Source organism: Streptomyces sp. NPDC048606 (assembly GCF_040650855.1).
Lineage (GTDB): Bacteria > Actinomycetota > Actinomycetes > Streptomycetales > Streptomycetaceae > Streptomyces.
The window spans coordinates 159,595-178,803 of record NZ_JBEZIB010000007.1 but is presented as its reverse complement, the minus strand read 5'-3'; the positions used below and the strand labels follow the sequence as shown (position 1 = coordinate 178,803).

Genomic DNA, 19,209 nt, shown 5'->3' with positions numbered 1-19,209 from the left:
CGCGGCGCCCTGCCGTTACCGGGTCCCGGCCCCCGCGTCGCGCATCGCGCGCGAGGCGGAGGCCGGTGACGACCTAGTAGCCCCAGCGGGCCTGGCCGCCGTCCTGACGGCAGTGGATCAGGCGGCCGTTGGCGGCGTGGGTGGAGCGGCCGACGTCGGCCTTGCGGCAGAACTGGCCCGCGTTGTAGCAGTTCCCGGCGTTGGAGACGATCTCGCAGTCGGCGGTGCCGGCCTCGGTCGGCGGCCGGCTGGGGGACTTCGTGGTGGGCTGGGGCGCGGGCGTGGTCGCCGGCCGGGTCGGGGCGACGGTCGGCTTCGGGCCCGTGCCGTCGGTCGGGGCGGCCGTCGGCGGCATCGACGGGAGCCGGGTCGGCGAGGCCGTCGGACCGGAGGTCGGGGGCGCGGTCGGCGGCGCCGTGGGCACGGAGGTCGGGTCCGTGGTCGGCCCCGGACTCGGCGTCGTGCCGGGGAAGCCGGTCGGCGGGGGCGGCGTCGTCGGGCTCGCCGAGGGGAGGCCCGACGCGGCCGACAGCGCGGCGCCGCCGCCCTCCGTCGGGCCGCAGGCGACGGCCGCGGCGGCCACCGCGACGGTGATCAGGCCCCGGACCAGGGCGCTCGTGCTGCGACGACCGCGCCGCCGGCGCGGCCGGTGGTCGTACGCGGTTCTGTTGCCTTCTGCGGTGTTCATCGGTCCCCCCACATGAATCCGGAAATGAAGGAACATCATATGAACGGATGTCCGGTGGTGGTAACGAGATCCGCATGCTGAACACACGCCTCACGCACCACAGGAGGCCGACGCCCCGGGCCCGTTGCCCGTGATGCCGGCCTCCGCACCGGGTCAGCGCGCGTTGCGCTCCGGCAGGTCGACCTCGGCCGGCGCCGGCGCGGCCGGGGTCAGCGCGAAGCCGCGCGCGTTGGCGGCGGCCGGAGCCTTCGGCTCGGGCTTCTTGCCGCAGAACGCCGCCTCCAGGGTGCCGCCGAGCGCGGTGTTGGCCACGCCGCGGTTCGAGGTGTTCGCCAGGGCGGCGAGGCTGCGCTTGCCGTCACGGGTGGAGAACGCGTACGTGTAGAAGCCCTGCACCGTGCCCGTGTGGCCGTAGACGGAGGTCCCGCACGACAGGTCGTAGCGGCGCAGACCCAGCCCGTAGAAGCGGGTGTTCGTCGCGTCGGTCGGGGTCATCGTCAGCATCGCGTCCAGCTGCGGCGCGGCCAGCAGCTTCCCGGTCACCAGCGCGGAGGTGAAGGTGTTGAGATCGGCCGCGCTGGAGATCATCGCACCGGCCGACTGCGCCCAGGACACCGTCTGTTCGGTGGAGTCGACCAGCGGGAGACCGGCCTGGTCGGGCGTCAGGTACCCCTGGACGTTCAGCCCCCTGATCTTCGTGTCGGGGTGCACGTAGGAGGTGTCGCGGAGCTTCAGGGGCTTGATGATGCGGCGCTCGTACTCCTTGGCCACCGGGCGGCCCGAGGCCTTCTCGATGAGCATGCCGACGACCACGAAGTTGGCGTTCGAGTACTGGTAGGAGACGCCCGGTTCGGTCGTGCGGGGCTCGGCGAGCGAGAGCTTCAGCAGCTCGTCGTAGGTGAACACCTTGTTGCGGACGGCCTCGAAGCCGGGAACGGTGTCGTTGAACATCGCGTTCGTGTAGTCGGCCAGGCCGCTGCGGTGGGTCAGCAGGTGACGCACCGTGATCCGGTCGTCCGGCAGCAGCCCCGGCAGGTAGTGGTTGACCGAGGTGTCCAGGTCGATCTTCTTCTCCGCCACCAACTGGAGCAGCACGACGCTGGAGAAGGTCTTGGTGACGCTGCCGATCCGGAAGCGCGCCCGGGTGTCCATGGCGGCGCCGGTGGTCGTGTCGCGCACGCCCACCGTCTTGTTCCAGACGCCGTCACGGCCGCTGATGCGGGCCATCGCCCCCGGCGCACCGGCGGCGCGCGCGTTCTCCAGGGCCTTGACCAGGCCTTCGAGGTCCGGCGCCGGGAGGCCGGACGCGGAGCCGTCGGTCGGGGCGGAGGCCGGGGTGGACGGGGCGAGCGGAGCGGCCACGGCGGCGCCGGCGGGGACGACGCCCGCCATCACGGCCGACAGGGCGATGGTCACGGCGAGGCGGCGGTTCAAAGACGCGATCATGGGGGGTTCCTCGACTCACTTGATGCGGTACCGGATACCGGGCACGCCGAGGATCGGTCGCGGAGACCGTCGACGGCGAAGACCGGTTCGACCGAGAGCTTACGTAAGATCATGTGAGGGTGCGTCACCACCCGTCCCCCGATGTCCCCCTCTGCCCCGGAGTCGACCATTCCGCGGGCTCGGCCGAGGAGCCCACCCATGTGGAAGTGTGAACACGTCGTCGGAGCGGGCCTCGACGTCCGGGAGGTCATCGACCTCTACCGGGCGTCGACCCTCGGCGAGCGCAGGCCGATCGACGACGAGGCGCGGTTCGCGCGGATGTTGGCCGGGGCCAACCTCGTCATCACCGCCCGCGCCGGCGGCCGGCTCATCGGCATCGCCCGCTCCCTCACCGACGGCTCCTACGCCACCTACCTGAGCGACCTCGCCGTCGACGCGGAGTTCCAGGGCCGGGGCGTGGGCCGCGACCTGATCCGCGCCACGCGCGAGGCCGCCCCGCAGGCCGCCCTGATCCTCCTCGCCGCCCCGGCCGCCACCGGCTACTACCCCCGCGTCGGCTTCAGCCGCCACGAATCGGCCTGGACGCTGGAAGCCCTCGAAGAAGCCTGACCCGCCGCCCGGCTCCCGGGCCGCCTCCCTCGGCCGCCGCCCGCCGCCCGCCGCCCGCCGCCCGCCGCCCCGGCCGCGCCATCCCGGGAGCCCGGCTCCCGGCGGTCTAGGGTCGGGGCATGGACGGTGATCGCCGAGGGTGGCGGCAGTGCGTGCTCGCCGGGTCCGTGTTCGCCGTGTGCATGGCCGGCACCACGCTCCCCACCCCCCTCTACGGCCTCTACCAGCAGAAGTTCGACTTCTCCGAACTGGTCGTGACCGTCGTCTACGCCGTGTACGCCTTCGGGGTCATCGCGGCGCTGCTCCTCGCCGGCAACGCCTCCGACACCCTCGGACGCCGCCCCGTCCTGCTGTGCGGACTCGGCTTCGCCGCCGCCTCGGCCGGCTGCTTCCTCGCCGCGGACGACCTCGCCGCGCTGTACGCGGGCCGGCTGCTGTCCGGCCTGTCCGCCGGGCTGTTCACCGGGGCCGCCACCGCCTACGTCATGGAACTCGCGCCGGCCGGCGGCGCCTCCCGGGCCACCTTCGTGGCCACGGCCGCCAACATGGGCGGCCTCGGCTGCGGCCCCCTGCTCGCGGGCCTCCTCGCGCAGTACGCGCCCGCCCCGCTGTACCTGCCGTTCGTCGTGCACCTCGCCCTGGTGGCCGCCTCGGCTCTGGTCCTGCTGCGCCTGCCGGAGACCGTGCGCGAGCGCCGCTCCCTCGGCGCCGTACGGCCGCGCCGCCCCGACCTGCCGCAACGGGTACGGGCCGTGTTCGCCCCCGCCGCGATCGCCGCGTTCGTCGGGTTCGCCCTGTTCGGGGTGTTCACCTCGGTCAGCCCGGCCTTCCTCGCGCAGTCCCTCCACGTCACCGACCACGCCGTGAGCGGATCGATCGTGGCCCTGGCCTTCTTCGCCTCCACGGCGGGCCAGCTCGTCGTCGACCGGATCGGGGTGCGCCGCTCGCTGCCCCTGGGCTGCGCCCTGCTCCTCGCGGGGCTCGCCCTCCTCGCGGGCGCCCTGTACGCGGAGCTCCTGGTGCTGGTGGCGGCGAGCGCGCTGGTCGGCGGCATCGGCCAGGGCCTCGCCTTCCGCGGCGCGCTCGCGGCGGTGGCCGCGGCCTCCCCGCCCGACCACCGCGCGGGGGTGATCTCGGCCCTGTTCGTGGTCGCCTACACCGGCATCTCGGTGCCGGTGATCGGGGTCGGAGTCCTCTCCGACCCGCTCGGGCTCGAAGGCGCCGGACTCGTGTTCATCGCGTGCATGGCCGCCCTGGTGACGATCGCCGCCGGCTACCTCCTGCGCCGCCCGGTCCCCGCGGGGGAGTGAACCGGCGCCCCACCGGCCGAGTGCACCGGCCGGGTGAACCGGGGCCGTCGCGACTGCGCCGTCGGGGTGATCGCCGGCCGCGCTCGGCGCAGCGCCGCCCCGAGGGGCGTTGCCTGATGATCAGCTGGTCGTTGTGCCCTCGGCGCCCCGCGCGCCCGCCCGGCGCGCGCCGCGCGCCCCGCGCCCCCGTCGAACGGTCGGTCCGTCAGAAGGAGCCCTGCCCATGCGTGTTCGTTCCCTGGCCCCGGAGTCCGGCCTCGTCCGGGCGCCCGTCTCCCGCCGCGGGCTCCTCACCGGCGCGTTCGGCCTCGCGGTGGCGGGCGTCTGGGGCGCGGGGGCACGTGCGGACGCCGCCGCCCGCCGCGCCGGCCCGGTGATCTTCGACTGCGCGGCCTGGGGCGCCCGTCCGCCGTCCGAGGACGTCGTGGTCCTCGCCCAGCGGCCCCGGCGGATCATCGTGCACCACACCGCGACCGCCAACACCGAGGACTACTCGCAGAAGCGGGCCTTCGCCCTCGCGCGGGCGATCCAGAACTACCACATGGACATGCAGGGCTGGATCGACACCGGCCAGCACTTCACCGTCAGCCGCGGCGCGTTCATCACCGAGGGCCGCCACCACAGCCTCGCCGAGCTGTCCGCCGGTCGCCGCCAGGTCCGCGCCGCCCACTGCGTCGGACAGAACGACGTGTCCGTCGGCATCGAGAACGAGGGCACGTACACCGGCGTGGAGCCCCCGGCCCGCCAGTACGAGGCGTTGGTGTCGCTGTGCGCCCACGTCTGCGGCTCGTACGCGATCCCCCCGTCGGAGATCCACGGCCACCGGGACTTCAACAGCACCCAGTGCCCCGGCGACCGCCTCTACGCCCTCCTGCCCAAGCTGCGCGAGGACGTCGCCCTGCGGCTCGGCGTCCAGCAGTGGCCGGCCGCCGAGGAACCCACCGAACGGCACCCCTGGCCCGGTCCCCCGGAGTACCTCCCGCCGGACTTCCTCACCCGCGAACTGGGACGCTGGACCCCGCGCGGCTGAACCGCCCGACGGTCGAAAAGCCCTGGCGGGGTCCCGGCGGCGCGCGGTACGTTCCCCGCCATGACCACGAACGCCTCTCACAGATCGGGGGTCCCGTCCGTACAAGGTGAGTGCTGATGCACCCTCACCCGACGGACGGCGCCTCCCGCCCCTCGTCCCCCTCCTTCTGGCTGCGCGTACGCGAGTACGCCGTGCCCGCCGCCATGATCGAGACCGCCACCGTCCGCCGGCACGCCGGGGACTGGGCGGGCGCCTGCGCCGCGGCGGGCGTCGACGTCGATCTCGACCCGCGGACCGTCGCCCGCGTCCACGGCCGCGAACGCGCGGCCCTGATCCGGGCGGACCTGCGCGCCCTGGCACCCGACCTGCTGCGCTGGCACCTGCCCAGGATCGCCCCCGACGGCCTCCTGCGGCCGGGCCTGACGCTCGCCCTGGCCCGGTACGACGCCGCGCCGGACCGGGCCCGACCGCTGTACCTGGTCGCCCGCACCCCTCCCGCCTGGGCGGACGCGGGCCAACGGATCGCCCTCGGGCTGTGGGACGGGACCGACACCGAGCCCGCGCCCCGCCACCATCCGCACCCCCATCCCCACCCCCGGTACCGCCTCGACCTGCACCGCCACCTGTGGGACGCGAGCCGGTCCGCCGAACTGCGGACCCGCTCCGGCACCGCAAGCCCGGCCGGCGGCGCCGAACCCCCGCCCCGGGCGGTCGACCGCTGGGCGGCCGAGGCGCGGATCCTGCTGCGCGCCGAAGGCCTGCCCGACGGCCCCGTCGTCGTACGGCTCGACTCCCGTCGGCGCCTGCTGCTCGACGCGTTCGGGCGCGGGGACGCCTCCACCGGGCCGCCCGTGCCGCGCACCACGCCCCTCGCGCCGCGCGACCCCACCCCGGGCCTGCCCGTCCTGCCCGAGGCCGCGGTGCGGGTGCCGCCCGACGCGGAGCTGCTCCGCGCCGGCCTGATCGGGCCCGACCGACTGCACCCGCTGGTCGCCGCGGCCCTGGTACCCGGCCACGTACCGGCCGGACCACCCGTGACCCCGCACGCGGCGGGCGCGCCCCGCTTCGTGGACTGCCGCGGCGAACGGCACCGCATCGGGCTGCGCGACGGGGTCCTGGTGCCGTTCGACCACGATCCCGGGGAGCTGCTGCGCGAGGAACTGCTCGTCGCGCTGACCGGCACGCCGCTGCCCTGCCTGCGCGCGATCGACGAGGCGCACCGCCGTCCCGACTGCCTCGCCGGGGTCCGCGAACGCCTGGACCACGGGGACGTGAGCGGCGCGCTGGCCGTCGTCGAGGGACTGCTCGGCCCCGACGCCGTCCTGCGCGGCGGCGCCCTGCGCGAGGAACTGGAGACGGCCGCCCGCCGACGGATCGACCACGGCCTCTACCGGGCCGGACTCGCCGGCCCGGGCCCGGGACCCGGCCCCGGGCCCCGGCCGGGACCCGAACCCGTGCGCAGCCGCGCCGCCGCCCGCTCCACCCTCCACCGGGAACGTCCGCGCCGCGCGACCCACCGCTGACTGTCGGACCCGACCCGGCCCGAGCCGCCCGCCGCGGCACCCCCTGCCCTCCTCGAACCCACACAGGTGATCGAACATGACCCCGTACGCCCCTCCCGCCCCCACCGCACGGCCCGAGGCGTCCGCCCCCGAGGCCTCCCTGGACGTCGCCGGCACCCTGCTGGCCCTGCTGGCCGACACCACCACCGAGCCGCGCCCCGATCCGCAGCTGGAGGCCCTGACCCTGTCCGTGGCCGCCGACCTGCCCGTCCTGCTCTGGGGCGAGCCGGGCATCGGCAAGACCGCGGCCCTGACCCACCTCGCCGAGAGCCTGGACCTGCCGCTCACCACCGTCATCGCCAGCGTCCACGAGCCCTCCGACTTCTCCGGCCTGCCCGTCATCGGCGACGACCCCGCCGAGCAGGGCGTCCCGATGGCCCCGCCGGACTGGGCCGTGCGCCTGGTCCGCGCCGGCCGCGGGCTGCTGTTCCTCGACGAACTGTCCACCGCCCCACCGGCCGTCCAGGCCGCCCTGCTCCGCCTCGTCCTGGAACGGCGCGTCGGCGCGCTCCGACTGCCGCCCGGCGTACGGATCGTGGCCGCCGCCAATCCGCGCGGCTCGGCCGCCGACGGCTGGGAACTGAGCCCACCGCTCGCCAACCGCTTCGTGCACCTGTCGTGGACGCACGACCACGAGGTCGTCGTCCGCGGCCTCGGCGGCACCTGGCCCCGGGCCACGCTGCCCCGCCTGCGCCCCGAACGACTCACCGAGGCGGTCGACTTCGCCCGCCGCGCGGTGTGCGGACTGCTCGCCGCCCGCCCCGGGCTCGTCCACCGCCTGCCGAGCACCGAGACCCGGCGCGGCGGCGCCTGGCCCTCGCCCCGCACCTGGGAGATGGCCCTGCGCCTGACCGCCTTCGCCACCGCCGCCGACGCCTCCCGCGAGGTGCTCTCCCTGCTGGTACGGGGCGTGGTCGGCGACGGCCCGGGGCTGGAACTGCTGGCGAGCCTGGACCGGATGGACCTTCCCGACCCCGAGACGCTGCTCGCCGACCCGGCCGCCGCCGACCTCCCCGAACGGGGCGACCTGCGCCAGGCCGTCCTGGACGCGGTGGTCGCGGCCGTACGCGCCCGCCCGGACAAGGCCCGCTGGGACGCCGCGTGGGCCCTCCTGGTCAAGGCCGCGCAGACCGGCGCACCGGACCTCGTCGTCGTGCCCGCCACCACCCTCGCCGCGCTGCGCCGCGACGAGTGGGACGTCCCGCGGGCCATCGAACGCCTCGCCGGCGTCGTCGGTCTGTCCCGGCGCGCCGACGAGGCCGCCGCCCGCACCGCGTCCCGGGCGGCCGCCACTCCGGGGGGAGGCCGATGACCACGGTCGACCCGGCCGGAGCGCTCGACCAGGACAAGCTCTTCGCCGCCCGCCTCCACGCCGCGCGGGTCCGGCCCTACCTGGCGACCGCCCTGTTCGCCCTGCACCCGGTGGCGACGCGCCGGGTCCCCACCATGGCCGTCGACGCCCACTGGCGGTGCTACGTCTCACCCGCCTTCGTCGACCGCACGCCGGTGGAGGAACTGGCCGGCGTGTGGGTCCACGAGGTGTCCCACCTGCTGCGCGACCACCACGGCCGGGGCGACCGGGTCGCGCGCGAACGCGGTCTCACCGGCCCGGGCGAGCGGCTGCGGATGAACATCGCCGCCGACTGCGAGATCAACGACGACGTCTTCGGCGACGGTCTGACCATGCCCGAGGGCGCGCTGACCCCCGACGCCCTGGGCCTGCCCGGGGGCCTGTTGATGGAGGAGTACCTGTGGGAGATCCATCTCGGCGCGCTCACCCGGGACATCGCCTGGCTCGACTGCGGCAGCGGCGCCGACGGCCTCGCGCGGGAATGGGACCTCGGCCCCGAGGGCGCGCGCGGCCTCACCGCGCAGGAACGCGACGCCGTCCGCTTCCGGGTGGCGCAGGGCATCACCGGCGGTCCCGGCAGCACCCCCGAGGGGTGGAAGCGGTGGGCGCAGGAGGCGTTCCACCCGCCGCAGCCCTGGCGGGACCTGCTGGGCGCGGCGATCCGCGCGGCCGCCGGCGGGTCGGGCGCGGGCGCGGACTACACGTACGGGCGTCCCGCGCGCCGTACGACGGCCCTGCCCGGCATCGTCCTGCCGAGCCTGCGGCGCATGCCGCCCCGGGTCTGCGTCGTCATCGACACCTCCGGCTCGGTCTGCGACACGGAACTGGGCAGCGCCCTCCTCGAGGTCGCCGCGATCGGCCGGGCCGTGGGCGGACGCCGTGACCTGGTCACCGTCGTGTCGTGCGACGCGGCGGCCCACGTCGTCCACCCGCTGTGTCGTGCCGAGGGGATCCCGCTGGTGGGCGGCGGGGGCACGGACCTGCGCCTGGGGTTCGCCGCCGCGCTGAGGGCCCGGCCGCGCCCGGACGTCGTCGTCGTGCTGACCGACGGCCAGACGCCCTGGCCGTCGACCCGACCGGCCTGCCGGACGGTGGTCGGGCTGTTCCCCCGCGGGGAATCCGACGGGTGGGACGAGGACGACCCGGACCACGTCCCGGACGAGCCGCCGTCGTGGGCGCGGGTGGTGCACATCGGCTGACAGGCCCGGTCTGCCCCCTTCCGGCGGGAACTCCTCGGGACGGACCTCGCCGGGACGGTGCTAGACGGTTCCCCCGGCGGGCCTCCCGTCGAGGAGGCGGGCGCGGAAGAGGTCGAGGACCTGGTCCAGGGCCTCCCGGGTGCGTTCGCCCGGCCGGTCGACGAGGTGTTCCGTCAGCACCGAGTGCGGGGGCAGCACGGCGTCCGGGTTGGCGTCGGCGTCGTCCAACTCGACGGCCACGAAGGCGTCGCCGAGTTCCCGACGGAGGAACCCGAAGCGGTCGCCGGGGGAGAGGCGGTCGCTCCTGAAGCGCACCCCCAGCACCTGGAGCCCCTCGCGTTCACACCGGCCCCGTACGGTGGCGAGGTCCTCGGGGGAGATGTCGATGCCGGCGCGGCGGCTGCGCGTCAGGCCCAGCGGGAGCGACGGCTGCGACAGGACGGGCGCCAGCATCCGGTCGTCGACGGCCATGGCGAGGGCGAACCCGCCGGTGAGGCACATGCCCACGGCCCCGACGCCCGGCCCGCCGCACCGCTCGTGCTCGGACGCGGCCAACGCCCGCAGCCAGGTCACGACGGGGGAGGCGCGTCGGGTCGCGAACACCGTGAACTCGCGGCTCACGCAGACGTTCCACATGCTCGCCGCGGTGTAGAGCCCGCCCCGCAGCAGGCCGTGGGCCCCGGGGTGGGGGTCGCGGCCGGGCGTGCCGAACAGCACCGGGAGGACCGCGGTGCACCCGACGGCGGCGACCCGCTCCGCGAACTCCAACACCTTCGGGGTGATGCCCGGTATCTCGGCGATCACGATCACCGCCGGTCCGCTGCCACGCCGCAGGACGGCCCGCGTGGCGCCCCCGTGGGCGAAGGCGTCGTGCTCGAAGCCCGACAGGTCGTGGTCGGCCATGGGCGTCCGCCTCACTCCTCGACTCGGACCCGCGCCGGGACGGCGACCCCGCTCGTCCCCGCACGGCGGGCGCCCCGTACCGGCGCCCTCGTGCGAGGGACCGTACAGCAGGGCGCCCCCACTGTCCTACCCCACGGTAACCGGCCGGCAGGGGGACGGGGCCGGGCCGGGCGGGACCGGGCCGACTGTCCGCCCCGCGCGGCCCCCGGGCCGGCCCGCTCAGGGGAACGGGTGCGGGTGCAGCGCCAGTTCCTCGTGCCGCAACGGTCGCGGGGCGCGACCCAGGCGGTAGGGCACCTCCAGCAGCCGGGGCAGCCCCAGGGTGCGCCGGTTGACGTGCCCGAACGTCATCGGCAACGCCCCCGGCACGATCGCCTTCGCCCCGAACAGACCGAGCCGCTCCCGCACCCCCGCCTCGTCCTGGCCGACGACCAGCACCTCCAGACCGGCCTCCGCGAGGCGGCGTACCGTCGCCGACAGCAGCGACGACAGGTCCGTCACCGGCTCCGGCGCCCCCGGCCAGACCTCGCGCCAGGGCCTCGCCGGGCCGCCGCCGTCCAGGACGTCCACGCGCGGGCGGGCCTCCGCGAGACCGTAGAGCGCGGTGTGGTCGGACAACGAGGCGACCAGCTCCGGCCGTTCCAGCATCCGCCGCAACCGGCGCGGGTCGTGCTCCTGCGGCTCCGCCCGCAACCGCTGCGCGGCGTTGAACACGTTCGTGACCGCCTCCACCACGGCGGAGCGGATCGCGGCGCGCGGGTCGTGGTGCGCCCCCGCGGCCAGGAACACCTGCGGGGCCGCCGAGCCGACGTCCTCGTGCCGGGCGAGCGCGACGACCGCCGGGACGCCGAAGTCGTTCGTCGCGTCCAACAGGGTCAGGGCGTAGCCGGCCGTCTCCGCCCGGTCGACGAGGTGCAGCACCTCCGGGTCCTCGTCCGGCAGGGCGATCCGGCCCAGCGGGGTCCGCGCGTACCAGGCCATCAGGAACGCGTCGCGCTCCGCCACCTCGAACAGGCCGTACAGCGCCGCCTCCTCGGGGCTGTTGCCCAGACCGCATCCGCTGGAACTCTCGTACACCACGCGGGGCCGCCCCGGCGCTGGATCCCAGTACGCCACGTGCTCGGGCACGGCCAGGGGCCGCTCGTGCGTCAGCGACCACGCGTGCACCCAGTCCAGCTCCAGGTCCGGGGCGTAGGGCACCGTCGCCGAGCCCGGACGGCCGTGGTGGGCGGGATCGGGCAACCCCAGGCGCGCCGGATCCACCGCACGCTCCGGCCCCAACGCGGCGTAGGAGGAGCGCAGTACGGTCCGCCGTCCGTGCGGGCTCATCCCGGTGAGCCGCTCGACCGCCTCGAACAGGGCCACGCGCTCACTGCCCTCGTAGTCGAGCGCCCGCCCGTACCCGCCGTCGCGCTGCGCCCGCCCCAGGGTCACGTACGCGCTCGTCAGGCTGTGCACCGAGTCCTCGGTGCGCGTCACCCGGTGGACCGGCCCGAACCGTTCGTCGTACAGCTCCGCCCGCAGGGAGGCCGTCCCCGTACGGTCGTTGGGGCCGCGCAGCACCGACGGGTCCGGGAGCGGCCTCGCCCCGGGACGCGACCAGGCCGCCCCGGCCCCGGCGCCGTCCTCGGGGAGCGGGGCGCACACCGCGCAGCCGCCGACGGGACGGACGGTGTGGGTCGACCAGGTGCCCCGGCCGCTGTGCACGACCACCACGGTCGCACCGGACCCGGGCGCCGGGGCGGGCTCGGCCGCCAGCGCCGAGGCCAGCGCCGCGACGCCGTCCGCCAGCGCGGGGGAGGGGGCGCCCGTCAGCCGCATCCCGGGGCTGTGCCAGGGGACGCGCCCGCCGATGGTGGCGAGCCGCCGGTACTCGGTACAGGAGACGCAGGCCCGCGCACCGGGCCGCAGTACGGGGCCGACCACGGCGACCGCGCCGTCGTGACGCACCGGCACCAGGGTCACGGGGTGGTCGAGCGCGTGCCGCGACAGCGCGGCGGCGTCCGCCGGCGTCCAGTCGTCCAGCACCACGACGGCCCGCCCGGAGACGGTGGTCAGCGCCGTGCGGAGGTCGAGCACGTCGAGCACGTCGAGTGCGTCGGCGCGGTGGCGGTCGGTCGGGGAGTCGGTCATCGCGCCGTCCTCGGGGTCTCGACGTCTTCGTGCGGCGCGCTCGTCGCCAGGACGGTGAACCCGCAGCGGGCCAGCGCGGTCAGGAGGGTCGCCGGGTCGGCCGGCCCGGCGACGGTCGCGGGCGAGACGCGCAGGCGGGTCAGGGCCAGGAGCGCGGCGCGCAGCCCCGGTTCGCGCGCGGCGACCGCGGCCCACCAGCCCTGCGCCCACCGTTCGTCCTCCCACGGCGCCGGCGGCACCCCGGCCACGGCGAGCGCGCAGGTCTCGCCACCGGGGGAGACGGTGTGACGCTCCGCCGGCGCCCCTTCCCCGGCCTGCCCGCCGTCCGCCGCTCCGTCCGCCGCCCCGTCCGCCGCGCCCGCCTGTACGCGGACCAGCGCGGCCAGCGCCGCGAAGGCGACGGCGTCACCGGCCGTGGCCTCCACCGCCCGCCCCAGCAACAGCCGTTCTCCCGTACCCGACTCCGCGTGCACGTCGGCCCGGTGCACGGCGCCGGCCGCGTCGAGCCGGACCACCCGCAGCCCGGCTGGTACGCCCAGCCGCCGGGTCAGCACGCTCCACCAGTGGCGGGCCTGCGCGTGCCCGGCGGTGTACGGGTCGAAGGGCACGGCGGGGCCGTGCGGCCCGGGCGCCGTCCGCGCCGCACGGCGCAGCGCCCGGCCGAGCGCGTGACCGGGCCCCGCCCCCACGACCACCCCGGGGACCGCGCCCGCCAGCCGAAGCTCCGCCCCGTGGCACAGGGCGTCCAGCCGCGCGAGGTCGGCGCGGGCGCCGCCCGCCGTCAGCGGGCCGCCGTCCGGCAGCGCACCGGCGACCAGGGCCACCGGCAGCTGCGGCAACGCCCCCGGCAGGGCGCCTTCCAGCACGCCGAGGCGTTCGTCGGTCAGCGCGGTCACCCCCGCCAGGGCGTCGGCCAGGGTGGCGGGCGGCCGGGCCGGCGCGGCGGATCCGGGGGGTCCCACCAGCCAGGGGTGGTAGTCCGACCGGAGCGGTTCCACGGTGGCGACGAGGGCCGAGGGCAGGCGCAGCCGGGGCTCGGAGTCCTCGCCCTCGATCCCCGGGTCGGGCAGCCCCGCCAGGGCGCACAGCAGCCGTTGGACGGCGCTGCCCGCGACGAGCGCGCGCAGTACCCCGCCGCCGAAGCCGAGGTGCTCCCCGGCGGCGCCCGCCGTCCGGGCCGCGAGCGCGGCCCCGTCCGCCTCGGCCCCGGCGCGGGTGCCGACCGGGGTGACGAAGCCGCCGGCCGGGTGGACGCCCGCCGCGACCGCGAGTTCCGTGCCGTCGGCCCGCCGGGCCCGCAGCGCCACCCGGCCCCCGAGCCCGATCCCGTCCCCGATCCCGCTCGCGGAGCCGCTCGGCTCCTCGGCCGGCGCCTCGAAGGCCGCGACCCCGGCGCGCTCCAGCGCGCTCAGCACCGCCGCCGTCAGGGCGCCGTCGTCGGCCCCGCCCGAGGCCACCTCCACCCGTACGGAGCGCAGCGCGGCGGCGGCCTCGGCGGGACGGTCGGCGAACCGCGACAGCCAGTCGCCGAGCGGGCCGCTCCCGGCGGGCGGGGCCGCGGCCGGGGCCAGCAGCAGGTTGCCGTGCAACTGCCCGATCAGCGTGCACAGGGCGGCCCGCAGCGGTGTGCCGGGCGCGGCCCGGTCGGCCAGGGCCCGCGGCCCGTCCTCGGTCAGCAGGGCGTCCGCGACCATCCGCCACAGCGCGGGGAGCGCCGGGCTCCCCTCCAGCGTGACGCTGCGGCTCCACCCGCGCAGGTGCAGACCGTCCGCGAGGGGGCTGACGCCCACCCCGGGCCGCAGCCGCCGGCGCGCCAGATCGTCGAGCGCGTCGGGGGCGGGGGCGACCGGTGCGTCGGGGGCCCGCCGCGGCGGCGCGCTGTCCTGGTCGTGCGTGCGTACGTCGGTCACGATCCGCTCCCCGCCCGGTAGGTCTCCACCACGAGTTCCACGGCGCGCGCGGGCCGGGCCCGCCCGCCCGGCGCCGGCAGCGCCTCCTCCAGTACCACGCCCTCGGGATGCCGGGCGAGCCAGCGGTCCAGGCACCGCAGGTGCAGGGCGCTGCCCAGGTCCACGAACTGCGGCTTGGGCACCGTCGTGGGATCCGGCGCCCGTCCGTCGGGCCCGACCTCCTCGGCGGGAGGGGCGAGCACCGGATGCAGGAACAGCTGGTCGGGCACCCCGAGCAGGGAGCGCCAGCGGGCCGCGGCCTCGAAGGGCACCTCGCCGTCGGCGGTCAGCGCGGCGCGCAGCTCGGCGACCGTGCCGGGGGCCAGCTTCCAGCGGCGCCGGCGCAGCACGACGTGCCGGTGCCGAAGTCGGGGCGTACGCACCAACGCGCCGCCGGGGACCTGGCTGACGTGCTGGGGGACCAGCGAGGCGAAGGAGACGACGCCCTCCGGATGGTCGTGGATCAGGGGGGCGCTGCGCGTGGTCAGCCGGTCCGGGACGAGCAGGCCCGGGTAGAAGACGTCCAGCGGCTCGCCGCCCTCCCGCAGGCGCAGGCGTACCTCGTCGCTCGCCACGTCGTGGAAGAGCTCCACGTCGGACTCGGAGATCGGCCCGCGCCCCGCCGGCTCGGTGTCGCCGGGTCCGACCTCGTCCGAGGTGATCTCGTCCGGCAGGAACAGCGGCTGGAGGTTGGCGTTGAACCCGCGGACGAGGCGGAACTGCACGGGCCGGGAGCCGCGCCCGCGGCCGGACCCCACCTCGCGCGCGACCTCCTCCCCGACGGCCCCGGCGGCGCGGGGGTCGAGCTGGTCGAGGAACCGGCTGCCGATCCGCCCCCAGCCGCCGTAGAGGTGATTGAGGGCCAACAGGCCGCGCCTGCCGTCACGTTGCAGGAAGTGCGCGTACGACAGCGGGCGGTTCGCCGTCCAGCCGGGCAGCCTGCGGGCCACGTCCGTGACCAGCCAGGAGGGCAGCACCACATCGGCGTCCGGATCCTCCCGGGCCCCTGCCCGCTCGTGCACGTCGCGTACGAACTCCTGCCGCAGGAGCGCCAGTTCGGGAGCCTTCGTCGGCAGCGCGGCCAGGTCGACCTCCTCGCCCGGGGCGCGCTCCGTCGTGCGTATGGTGTCCTCGCGCGCGGCGATGGTCTCCTTCGCGAAGTCCCAGATCGGGTGGCACACGCCCCCGACCCCGTGACGGGCCACGAACCGGTCGCGCACGGCGCGCCGCAGGACGTGCCCCAGGTCGAACAACTCCGCCAGCGCGCCCACCTCGTGCAACGCCTCGTGGTCGGCGTCGGTGAGCAGGCCCTCCGTGTCCACCGGCTCGCGGGCCGCCACGTCCTCCGACAGCACGATCGGCGCCGGCTCCCCCTCGGGCAGCGGCCGGCCCGCCGCCCCGAGCAGGGCCTTCCAGAGCTCGCGCAGCAGGGGCAGCAGGGTCGTGCGTCCGCCCGGATCGGCGGCGCCGAACTTCCCCGTCGCGTCGGCCACCTCGTCGATCAGACCGGCCAGCGCCCGGTCCTCCTCCGCGCCGAGGGAGCGCAGCCACCCGGCCAGCGCCGCCAGCGGTTCGGGATCCTGCGGTCCGACCGGCGGTACGGGCACCAGCAGTCCGGTGTCCACGAGCCGTTGCACGTACGCGGAAGCCGCGGCCAGGTCCTCGGGCCGGGCCAGGGCGGCCGCCAGCCGCGCCGGGGTGACCGGTGTGCGGCACAGCTCGGCCACGCGCTCCAGCGGCGCGCTCGCCGCGACCTCGACCTCGTCCTCGTCGGCGAGGACGACGCGGCCGATGGCGGAGACCAGGCGCGTACGGGCGAACACGGCGCGGCCGTCGACCGTACGGGCGGCGCTCGTCAGGCGGTGGGGGAGCAGGGCCCGTCGGCGCGGATCCGACGTCAGGGCGTCGCTCAGGGCGGTGACGAGCGTGCGGTTGGCGCGGACGGAGTTGTGGGTGGTCCCCAGCAGGTCCCCCTCCCCCCACTCCGCCACCACCGTCTCGCGGGCGCCCGGGCGGACGGTCAGGGGCCCCCACCCGACGGCGGTGAACCAGGACAGCGGGCTGGTGCGGGTGGCGGCGCGCACCGCGTGCCGCAGGACCCCGGGTTCCTCCTTGCGGGCCCGGCGCCCGCGGCCGTCCGGCCCGACCCCGGCTCCGCCGGCGGCGCGTTCGACGGCGGCCAGCAGGTCGGCGCTGGTGTAGGAGGCGGCGAGCGCGAAGGCGGGCTCGCGGCACTGGACGGCGAGGGCCTCCCGGTCCGCGGTGAGGGCGCCGGGCGCCGACTCGGCGACCCAGGCGCGGACCGAGTCCAGCCTCTCGCGCAGCAGGAGCCACTCCCGCAACGGCGGCACCCGTTCGGGCAGGTCGCCGAGCCGGTCCAGGAGCGCGGGGCGGGGCTCGCGCGCGTTGTGCACGGCGCGACGCAGGGGGAGGACGACGTCCCGGTGGAAGGTGTCGGCGTGGCCGCCCCGGCTCTCGTAGAGGGCGTCGGCGAGCCGCGGGCGGAGGTCCGCCAGCGCCGCCTCCAGCTCCGTCAGACGCTCCAGCCCGGCGCGGAAGACGGCGGCGTCGGGGGACTGCGCGGGGTGGCTGAGCACCGTCGCGCGTACCAGCGCGTACGGGGCCGTGCGTACGGCGGGAGCGGGGGGCGTCATGGCGTCCGGTCCTTTCCGGCTCGAACTCCGTCGGGGGAGGGGCGGGGTCGGGCGCGAGGGTGAGGAGGGGCACACGGCCCGTCGCGAGGCCCCTCGACGGGGCGCCGCGACGGGCCGCGACGGCGGCGGCTCAGACCACGCCGGGCGCGTGCTGCGGCATCTGGCTGCACGTCCACTGGCAGGCCGTGGGGATGCCGCAGCCCGAGGTGGAGGTGTTGGCCGCGAAGGAGGAGACGCCGGAGGTGTCACGCATCGTGGTGACCGTGATGCCGCCGAGGTCCAGGTCGTGGGCGTCGAAGGTGGTGCCCACGTCGATGTCTGCCATGAGAACTCCCAAGGTGGTGGGACGACTTGTGATGGCTTGCTGCCGTGGTACGGACGAGCGCGCCGAACGTAGCCCGGAGGGAGTGCGGAGCACAGCGGACGGTTCAGGACAATCCGGTGTAACTCCAATTGAACTCAAGGAAATTGACCGGATGGAGGCGTGACAAGACCGGGCGGGAGAGAACTCCGGTGGCGCCGCCTCCCGCGTCCACCGGGACTCTTGTCCCGCCCGGTCCCCCGGCCGTCCGGCCCGGCCGCCCCGACCCGCCGCCACCCCCGTGTCCGGCGGGGCGGGACGACCGGGCCGACGGCCTAGGAGACGAGCTCCTCGACGGTGCGCGCGACGGGGCCGAAGAGGTCGCCGATGGTCGTCAGCGCCGCCGTCTGGAGGGCGGCGGCGGGTACGGCGGACCCGTCCGGGGCGGGGAGCGACCGGGTGGCGGTGGCCTCGGCGACCACGGTGGGGCGGTAGCCGAGGTTGAAGGCGCCCTGGGCGGTGAAGGTGACGCACATGTGGGTCATGAACCCGGCCAGGACGAGGTCGGGGCCCGCGCCCAGCTCCCGCAGGACCTTCTCCAGGTCCGTGTCGTGGAAGGCGTTGGGGACCTGCTTGACCACGACGGTCTCCCCCTCGACGGGCGCCACTTCGGCGCTGATGGCGCCCGTCTCGGCCCGGATGTCGTACGGGCTGCCCACGCCGCCGTCGTTGACGACGTGGACGACCGGCCTGCCCGCCGCCCGGGCCGCGGCCAGCAGCCGGGCCCCTGCCGCGAGGGCCTCCTCGGCTCCTTCGAGGGCCATGACGCCCGTCCGGTAGGTGTTCTGGAAGTCGATCAGTATCAGCGTGCTGTCGGCGAGCCGGGGCAGCGTGTCGTCGAGGCCGACCACGTCGCGCAGGGTCTTGGAAATGGGCATGACAATATCCTTGCTGTTGCTGTTGCTGTTGCTGTTGCTGTTGCTGTTGCTGTTGCTGTTGCTGTTGCTGTTGCTGTTGCCGTGTCGTGGCCGTCGCGCCGGAGAACCCGATCAGCCGGTGGTGCGAAAACGCCTGCGGTAGGCGGCCGGAGCGGTCCCGATCCGCTTGCGCAGCGCCCGGTGGAGGGTCTCCACCGAGCCGAGCCCGCAGGCCCCGGCCACCTCGTCCAGCGGCTGGTCGGTGCTCTCCAGCAGGCGGCGGGCCGCCTCCACCCGCGCCGTCTCGACGTAGGCGGCCGGCGTGGTCCCCGTCTCCCTGCGGAAGACCCGGGCGAAGTGACGTTCGCTCAGGCACATCCGCGCCGCGAGGGCCCCCGCGGAGAGGTCGCCGTCGAGGTGGTCCGCGATGAACATGCGGAGTTCGTCGATGTCCCGACGGGCCGCCGGAGGCCGGGACAACGGGACCGAGAACTGGCTCTGGCCACCCTGGCGCTTCAGGTACATGACCAGCTGCCGGGCCACGGCCAGGGCCGTCTCCTCGCCCAGGTCCTCCGCCACCAGAGCCAGCGCGAGGTCCATGCAGGCGCTGATGCCCGCCCCCGTCCACACGTTCCCGGACCGCACGAAGATCGGATCCGGGTCCACCGTCACCTCGGGGTGGTCCGCCGCCAGCTGCGCAGCGGTCGACCAGTGCGTGGTGGCCGTCCTGCCGTCCAGCAGACCGGCCGCCGCCAGCAGGTGCGCGCCCACGCACACCGACGCCACCCGCCGGGCCAGGGGGGCGGCCGTCCTCAGCCACTCCACCACCTCCCGGTCGATGCGGGCGACGGGCCCGTCCGGGTGCGGGTCCACCGCACCGGGCACCAGGAGGGTGTCCAGTACGCCGTCCACCTCCGCGAACGAGAGGTCGGTCAGCAGGCGCACCCCGGCCGAGGTGGTGACCACGCCGGACGTCGGCCCCGCGAGCTCCACCCGGTACCCGGCCCGCCCGTCGGTCTCCCGGTTGGCCAGGGCGAACACCTCGGCGGGACCGGTGACGTCGAGGAGGTCGACATCGGGGAAGACCGCGATGACGACGCGGCGGTTCGTGGACATGCGTCCATGGTCACGTGCGCCGCACGCGACCGCAATGACGC

General features: G+C 76.3%; 16 protein-coding genes. 7 read left to right on the top strand and 9 right to left on the bottom strand.

The window, feature by feature from the left end; translation table 11 throughout:
* Window positions 1-73: 73 nt before the first annotated feature.
* Both AB0D01_RS10245 and AB0D01_RS10240 read right to left on the bottom strand, forming a co-directional pair.
* Complete coding sequence (locus tag AB0D01_RS10245) at window positions 74-688, bottom strand: hypothetical protein (protein ID WP_363054662.1); 615 nt, start codon at window positions 686-688, stop codon at window positions 74-76.
* Between the two features lie 153 nt (window positions 689-841).
* Window positions 842-2,134: a serine hydrolase domain-containing protein gene (locus AB0D01_RS10240; protein WP_363054661.1), complete on the bottom strand. Its 1,293-nt coding sequence runs from the start codon at window positions 2,132-2,134 to the stop codon at window positions 842-844.
* 198 nt (window positions 2,135-2,332) lie between these two features.
* On the opposite strand from AB0D01_RS10240, the gene AB0D01_RS10235 reads away from it, so the two are divergent.
* From AB0D01_RS10235 to AB0D01_RS10210, 6 genes are all read left to right on the top strand, one after another.
* Window positions 2,333-2,743 carry a GNAT family N-acetyltransferase gene (locus AB0D01_RS10235; RefSeq protein ID WP_363054660.1) on the top strand — a complete coding sequence of 137 codons (411 nt, stop codon included), beginning with the start codon at window positions 2,333-2,335 and terminating at the stop codon, window positions 2,741-2,743.
* Between the two features lie 119 nt (window positions 2,744-2,862).
* A complete protein-coding gene (locus AB0D01_RS10230; RefSeq protein ID WP_363054659.1) occupies window positions 2,863-4,053 on the top strand; it encodes an MFS transporter in 1,191 nt (396 codons plus the stop codon).
* A 223-nt stretch (window positions 4,054-4,276) separates the two neighbouring features.
* On the top strand, window positions 4,277-5,083 hold the full coding sequence (locus AB0D01_RS10225; protein WP_363054658.1) for a peptidoglycan recognition family protein: 807 nt from the start codon (window positions 4,277-4,279) through the stop codon (window positions 5,081-5,083).
* A gap of 116 nt (window positions 5,084-5,199) precedes the next feature.
* Entirely contained in the window at window positions 5,200-6,606 is a 1,407-nt protein-coding gene (locus AB0D01_RS10220; RefSeq protein WP_363054657.1) for a hypothetical protein, read from the top strand.
* A 76-nt stretch (window positions 6,607-6,682) separates the two neighbouring features.
* The gene (locus AB0D01_RS10215; RefSeq protein WP_363054656.1) at window positions 6,683-7,957 is read left to right on the top strand and encodes a MoxR family ATPase; all 1,275 of its coding nucleotides are present in this window, start codon (window positions 6,683-6,685) and stop codon (window positions 7,955-7,957) included.
* Window positions 7,954-9,195, top strand: a complete 1,242-nt coding sequence (locus AB0D01_RS10210; RefSeq protein WP_363054655.1) for a VWA-like domain-containing protein — start codon at window positions 7,954-7,956, stop codon at window positions 9,193-9,195. Before AB0D01_RS10215 ends, AB0D01_RS10210 begins: the two co-directional genes overlap by 4 nt.
* Before the next feature lie 60 nt (window positions 9,196-9,255).
* Here the strand turns inward: AB0D01_RS10210 and AB0D01_RS10205 are convergent, their stop codons facing one another.
* The 6 genes from AB0D01_RS10205 to AB0D01_RS10180 all read right to left on the bottom strand — a co-directional run bounded on the left by AB0D01_RS10205 (window position 9,256) and on the right by AB0D01_RS10180 (window position 18,073).
* On the bottom strand, window positions 9,256-10,098 hold the full coding sequence (locus AB0D01_RS10205) for a dienelactone hydrolase family protein (RefSeq protein WP_363054654.1): 843 nt from the start codon (window positions 10,096-10,098) through the stop codon (window positions 9,256-9,258).
* 219 nt (window positions 10,099-10,317) lie between these two features.
* Window positions 10,318-12,231, bottom strand: a complete 1,914-nt coding sequence (locus AB0D01_RS10200) for a TOMM precursor leader peptide-binding protein (RefSeq protein WP_363054653.1) — start codon at window positions 12,229-12,231, stop codon at window positions 10,318-10,320.
* Window positions 12,228-14,141, bottom strand: a complete 1,914-nt coding sequence (locus tag AB0D01_RS10195; protein WP_363054652.1) for a hypothetical protein — start codon at window positions 14,139-14,141, stop codon at window positions 12,228-12,230. Before AB0D01_RS10195 ends, AB0D01_RS10200 begins: the two co-directional genes overlap by 4 nt.
* Window positions 14,138-16,834, bottom strand: a complete 2,697-nt coding sequence (locus AB0D01_RS10190; protein ID WP_363054651.1) for a lantibiotic dehydratase — start codon at window positions 16,832-16,834, stop codon at window positions 14,138-14,140. Before AB0D01_RS10190 ends, AB0D01_RS10195 begins: the two co-directional genes overlap by 4 nt.
* 130 nt (window positions 16,835-16,964) lie before the next feature.
* Window positions 16,965-17,159, bottom strand: coding sequence for a thiazolylpeptide-type bacteriocin (locus tag AB0D01_RS10185; protein ID WP_363054650.1), 195 nt, complete (start codon window positions 17,157-17,159; stop codon window positions 16,965-16,967).
* A gap of 311 nt (window positions 17,160-17,470) precedes the next feature.
* Window positions 17,471-18,073 (bottom strand): isochorismatase family protein, encoded by a 603-nt coding sequence (locus tag AB0D01_RS10180; RefSeq protein WP_363054649.1) that lies wholly within the window; start codon window positions 18,071-18,073, stop codon window positions 17,471-17,473.
* On the opposite strand from AB0D01_RS10180, the gene AB0D01_RS10175 reads away from it, so the two are divergent.
* A complete protein-coding gene (locus AB0D01_RS10175; protein ID WP_363054648.1) occupies window positions 18,072-18,215 on the top strand; it encodes a hypothetical protein in 144 nt (47 codons plus the stop codon). The two genes, AB0D01_RS10180 and AB0D01_RS10175, sit on opposite strands and share 2 nt — an antisense overlap.
* Here the strand turns inward: AB0D01_RS10175 and AB0D01_RS10170 are convergent.
* Window positions 18,185-19,168 carry a DJ-1/PfpI family protein gene (locus AB0D01_RS10170; RefSeq protein WP_363054647.1) on the bottom strand — a complete coding sequence of 328 codons (984 nt, stop codon included), beginning with the start codon at window positions 19,166-19,168 and terminating at the stop codon, window positions 18,185-18,187. The genes AB0D01_RS10175 and AB0D01_RS10170 overlap by 31 nt on opposite strands.
* Window positions 19,169-19,209 lie beyond the last annotated feature (41 nt).